The organism is Shewanella electrodiphila (assembly GCF_023283985.1).
Taxonomy (GTDB): domain Bacteria; phylum Pseudomonadota; class Gammaproteobacteria; order Enterobacterales; family Shewanellaceae; genus Shewanella; species Shewanella electrodiphila.
In genome coordinates, this window is the sequence record NZ_JAKIKU010000030.1 from 1 (window position 1) to 5,106 (window position 5,106).

General features: G+C 42.0%; 7 protein-coding genes. 6 read left to right on the top strand and 1 reads right to left on the bottom strand.

The genetic code is table 11. From position 1 onward, the window contains the following. The 3 genes from L2737_RS22035 to L2737_RS22045 all read left to right on the top strand — a co-directional run. Nucleotides 1-674: tetratricopeptide repeat protein (locus tag L2737_RS22035; RefSeq protein WP_248957116.1), on the top strand; the 674-nt coding region annotated here is incomplete at its 5' end. A 388-nt stretch (nucleotides 675-1,062) separates the two neighbouring features. Further along, nucleotides 1,063-2,010: a replication initiation protein gene (locus tag L2737_RS22040; RefSeq protein ID WP_248957117.1), complete on the top strand. Its 948-nt coding sequence runs from the start codon at nucleotides 1,063-1,065 to the stop codon at nucleotides 2,008-2,010. Nucleotides 2,011-2,439: 429 nt separating this feature from the next. Beyond that, nucleotides 2,440-2,610, top strand: coding sequence for a DUF6364 family protein (locus tag L2737_RS22045; RefSeq protein ID WP_201503163.1), 171 nt, complete (start codon nucleotides 2,440-2,442; stop codon nucleotides 2,608-2,610). Here the strand turns inward: L2737_RS22045 and L2737_RS22050 are convergent. Further along, on the bottom strand, nucleotides 2,602-2,931 hold the full coding sequence (locus L2737_RS22050; RefSeq protein ID WP_248957118.1) for a hypothetical protein: 330 nt from the start codon (nucleotides 2,929-2,931) through the stop codon (nucleotides 2,602-2,604). The genes L2737_RS22045 and L2737_RS22050 overlap by 9 nt on opposite strands. Before the next feature lie 138 nt (nucleotides 2,932-3,069). On the opposite strand from L2737_RS22050, the gene L2737_RS22055 reads away from it, so the two are divergent. From L2737_RS22055 to L2737_RS22065, 3 genes are all read left to right on the top strand, one after another. Then, nucleotides 3,070-4,050 (top strand): MobA/MobL family protein, encoded by a 981-nt coding sequence (locus L2737_RS22055; protein WP_248957119.1) that lies wholly within the window; start codon nucleotides 3,070-3,072, stop codon nucleotides 4,048-4,050. Beyond that, the gene (locus L2737_RS22060; protein WP_248957120.1) at nucleotides 4,047-4,595 is read left to right on the top strand and encodes a hypothetical protein; all 549 of its coding nucleotides are present in this window, start codon (nucleotides 4,047-4,049) and stop codon (nucleotides 4,593-4,595) included. Before L2737_RS22055 ends, L2737_RS22060 begins: the two co-directional genes overlap by 4 nt. A gap of 36 nt (nucleotides 4,596-4,631) precedes the next feature. Next, nucleotides 4,632-5,106 (top strand): tetratricopeptide repeat protein (locus L2737_RS22065; protein WP_248957121.1); only part of this gene is annotated, 475 nt, incomplete at its 3' end.

The window sequence follows — 5,106 nt, forward strand, 5'->3', positions numbered from 1 at the left end:
TTGGGTTTGCATATATGAATGGTAAAGGTGTTCGTCAGGATTATGATAAGGCAAGAAGTTGGTATCTAAAAGCTGCTAATCAAGGTCATGAGGAGTCTCAATATAACCTTGGAGTTTTATACGCTGATGGTGTTGGTGTTCGGCAAGACTATGAAAAAGCAATTGAGTGGTATTTGAAGTCAGCCAATCAAGGATATAGCCCAGCACAATATAATCTTGGATTTTTATATGGAAAAGGTGATGGTGCTCGTCAAGATTATGATAAGGCAAGAAGTTGGTATCTAAAAGCTGCTAATCAAGGTTTAGCTAATGCTCAATATAATCTTGGGGTTTTATACGCTGATGGTATTGGTGTTCGGCAAGACTATGAAAAAGCAATTGAGTGGTATTTGAAGTCAGCCAATCAAGGATATGTTCTAGCTCAATTTAATCTTGCAAACTTATACAGTGAGGACATTGGGGCTAAACAGAGTTACACCCAAGCAGTTAAGTGGTATTTGGAAGCTGCCAAACAGGGGTTTCCTAGTGCTCAATATAATCTTGGGTATGCATATGTGAATGGTCAAGGTGTTCGTCAGGATTATGATAAAGCTAAGTATTGGTATGGCAAAGCGTGTGATAACGGTATGCAGAGCGGTTGTGATAGTTATCGAATAATAAAAGAAAACGAATAGGTTGCTTGCTATTTTTCTTTCTAATGGTTAGCTAACGCCCTAGCGGTTGTTGGGTCAGAGATAACCAGGACAGGCGAAAATGACTGCCTGATCTTGGTTATCTCTCGACCAAATGGCAAAAGGTTGTACCTACTTCACCCCTTGATTTATCGGGCTTTACAGAGAGATAAATAAAAGAGTAAACTACAGAAACGAGTAAGCCCCAACAGTTGGACGCTGTCAGGGCTTAATGTAATTCATAGTGTGTGACCACTAAAAACCACGTATCGTAAGTGTATTTTAGGCGGTTGCACACTCTAAGACAAGGCTTTTTTGTATTTGGTGGGATAGGTTTCAGTATTTTTTGAGTAACCCATACTACTACTTGATGCAAAACTGAAATCTCATAGTGTACGCAATCAAACAAATAGACCCCACCGACTGGCAGAATGTCAGCACTCTAGCCCAATTCTACGCAGACCTAGCGACTAACCCCTATTGCACCAATGACAAGGGTTTTAGCCATATCCGCACCAAATCACACGCCATAAAACACGCCTACATTCAGCCCAACCGCCCCAACGTGTGTCGTTGGCTTGTCTTTGATATTGACGACTCTCAAGCCCTGTTTACTTACCATGACAAGGGATTGCCACGCCCTCAAGTCATCATAAAAAACCCTGAAAATGGTCATGCTCATTACGCCTACAAGCTAACAACACCAGTAGGTGAGGGCGGAAAATCTAGTATAAAAGCTCTCAAGTATTTAAGCAGCGTTCAACACGCCCTACGGTTGGCATTGGGAGCAGACCGCAGCTATGGCGGTAATCTGATTAAAAACCCTTGCCATAACGCCCACATGGTATACATAACAGGGGCTAAGCCCTCTTATGAGCTTGCAGAGCTTGCCGAACATTTAGACCTACAAAGCCCTATCAAAACTGATGTAGCCAATGACTACGGATATGGGCGTAATTTCAGCGTATTTGAACACGTCAGACACCAAGCCTACCCACTAGCCGAAATGCATAGCTACAGTGCGCTAGAGAGCGTTTTAACTGGCATCGCAAACGAATATAATCAGCGTTTTGATGAACCGCTATTCCCTAACGAGCTAAAACACATCGTCCGAAGTATTGCCAGATATTGCTCAAAAAAGGACTTCACAGCAAGCCACAAGGCGTTTTCAGAGCTTCAAAGAGCAAGAGTAACTAAGCGGTGGGGCGATAACACAGATAAGCAAAAACAAGCCCTAGAAATGTACCAAAATGGCGTTAAAAAGACGGTCATTTCAAAGGAGTTAGGCGTAACAGCTAAAACCCTTACACGGTGGGGCTTACGGAAGATGAAAAAGTAAAAAAGGGACATACCATAATCAGATAACAGCCCGCAGGGGGTTTTGGTGGTTGCCGTTAAGCTCAGCTAATCAATTTTCACGCTGCTTTGCCCTATCCCAAAATCATCGCAACTTGATCCGTCTTTTTCAATCGACCGCAGTCGATTGCCGTGACTCTGCTAACAAGCCTAATGTTCTTCTGTTTCGTATCTACCCCCTCAAACCTATCTTTATTGTCCGCCTATTTGGCTCAAATTAGCGCCTTGCTGCTGTTTATTTGGTGTGTGTGCTACCCTAGTATCGTTTGGTATTTTCTAAGCCCTTGTAGCCCGTTTAAGAACGCCTGTTATTTTTGGGTTTTTGATAGTTCTTTGATCAACCCAGTATTTTTTTGCAATGCACTAACAATGTTAATATAATGCGTGAACATCGCACCAAAAGGGCAAAATTATGACAACCAAGACCAATGACAGCACGTTTACTTGTCGAGCTGACAAAGATCTGATTGAGTCGTTCAAGCGTATAGCGAAAGACAACAACCGTACTGCAAGCCAGTTAGTACGTGATTATATGATTGAGTACGTCAAAAAAAATGGACAAGGCAAGTTAGATTTAGAGTGAGTTATTTTCGTTAGTATCACTGACCATAGCTTGTTTTAATTCTTCGAGTAGGGGTTCGATCCGTTTTATATCAGCTGGACGGGTAATGTGAGTGCTAGCGTTTTCAAGTATAAATTTGGCGATACCAGTGTTAGTTTTAGCAAGGGATAGAAACATACCGCCAATAATTACTTTTTGACCAGTTTCTAATGAATTTTTTTTAGCCATTAAGCGCTTCCTTTCGGCTTCGTTTCTTGCTAGTTTTTGTTCTATGGTCAGCATAGCGTTATCCGTAGTTGAAATTGTTTGTGCTAGTATATCATTGTAGTTTTGTCTTTTCACTTGTCTATCTTTTTAGATAAGTGCGCATTTACGACTTGAGAAATTTATTCCACGTTATTGCATAAATTTTCAAATCCTAAATACGTCCTGCGGAGCAAAAGCCAAAACCTTAGAAACCTTACTAGCGAGATTTTTAAAATGGCAATTTACTATGCGACCACAAAACCGATTAGTCGTACCAGTGGCAGAAGTGCAACTGCATCGGCTGCGTATCGTGCAGGAGTGAAAATTGAGGATAAACGCTCAGGTAAAACACACGACTATAGCAAGCGTGGCGGTGTAGAAATGGCGTTTGCTTTCGATAAGAACTTTAAACAAATTGACCGCAGCGAGTTATGGAATAAGGCGGAGCTTGCCGAAAATCGTAAAGATGGGCGCACTGCTAGGGAGTGGGTTTTAGCGATACCTCATGAGCTGATACCCAAAGACAAAGACAAGCGCAAAGACTTCAAAAAAAATGAGGGTGCAAGGGTAGCGGTCAGGTTTGCCAAAATCTTAGCAGAGCGATATAACGTAGCCGTTGATGTGGCTATTCATACACCTGATAAGCAGGGCGATAATCGCAATTATCACGCCCATATTATGACCACGACAAGAGAGTTTAGCCTTACAGATAAAGGCATTGAGCTAGGCGAAAAGGCAGCTATTGAGCTATCCAACACCAAACGTAAAGTGTTGGGGCTAAGTTCCTCAACCACTGAAATCAAAGAGCTACGCAAAGAATGGGAAAACATCGTAAACGTCCAGTTAGAAAAGCTAGGCATTGATGAACGTATCGACCATCGAACCCTAAAGCAGCAAGGAATAGAGCAGAAACCAACAATTAAGATGGGTTGGAAAGCGTCAGCAATGGAGCGTAGGGGCATTGTTACTGACAAAGGCGATCTAAACCGAGAGATTACCGCAGATAATCAGCAGTTGCGTGATTTACAGATAGAGTTTGCAGCTCTTACAGAGGCTAAGATGGAGATAGAGAACGTCAAAGAGCAAGCCAAAGGGATGCAGGACTTCAGAGCAGAATATGAGCTATTTAAACAAGAGCAGCAGCAACAAAAATTAGAACATCAGGAACTCGAAAAAACCCACGAAAAGCAGCAGGACAGAGGCATTGAACCATGAGCGATGACAGCACAAAACAGTATCTATTTGCATTGATGGCACACGCAGAAGAACAGCAAAAGAATATTGACCAAGCCATCGACATCATCAATAAACAACAAGCCCAGATAGAGAGCTTGCACAAACAACTGCCAAACCTCGCTCAGCAGTTATTTACGGACTCTCTCAATGGTGCTAGAACGTCTATAGAAAGCGATTTAAATAATCATTCGACCAAGGCAGCGCAAGACCTTAGACAAGCATCTAGGGAGGCAAAGCAAGCAGCGCAGTCAATCAGAGAAGAAACAAGGACTCTTGATTGGAAACACGCATTTATGACGGTGGGAGCTATTTTAGGAACTTGTATGTTACTGGTACTAGGTGCAACCCTATTAATACCAAGCTTAGACGATGCAGCAGAACGTAGAGCGACCGTGAAAGAATTAAATAATGCAGGTGGAGCATTGCAGACGGCAAGCTGTGAGGGCGAGCTGTGCGTTAGGGTGATGACTAAGCAATGCGGTTTTGGTAGTAGTAAAGATTATTGCGTTTTGGATTTAAAATAACTGATTTTATGGAAGAAATTCACTTTCAAGGAAATAATGACTATGCACCTATCAAAGAAAAGTCTGATCTACAAACTAATGGTTACAAGCCTAATTTTTGGGCTTGTAACCCCAGTTTTAGGGGCAGACTTAGCAACAACTAAAGCCTTAGCAGAGCGTGGAAATGCCGCAGCGCAATATGACCTTGCGATATTATATAGTGCTGGAACCGGTGTTCGTCAGGATTATGATAAGGCGGTGGAATTGATTAAAAAATCAGCCAATCAGGGCTACGCTAATGCTCAGTATGAACTTGCAGTTTTATACAGTGATGGTGATGGTGTTAGTCAGGATTATGAAAAAGCAATTGAGTGGTATTTGAAGTCAGCCAATCAAGGATATAGCCCAGCACAATATAATCTTGGGTTTGCATATATGAATGGTAAAGGTGTTCGTCAGGATTATGATAAGGCAAGAAGTTGGTATCTAAAAGCTGCTAATCAAGGTCATGAGGAGTCTCAATATAACCTTG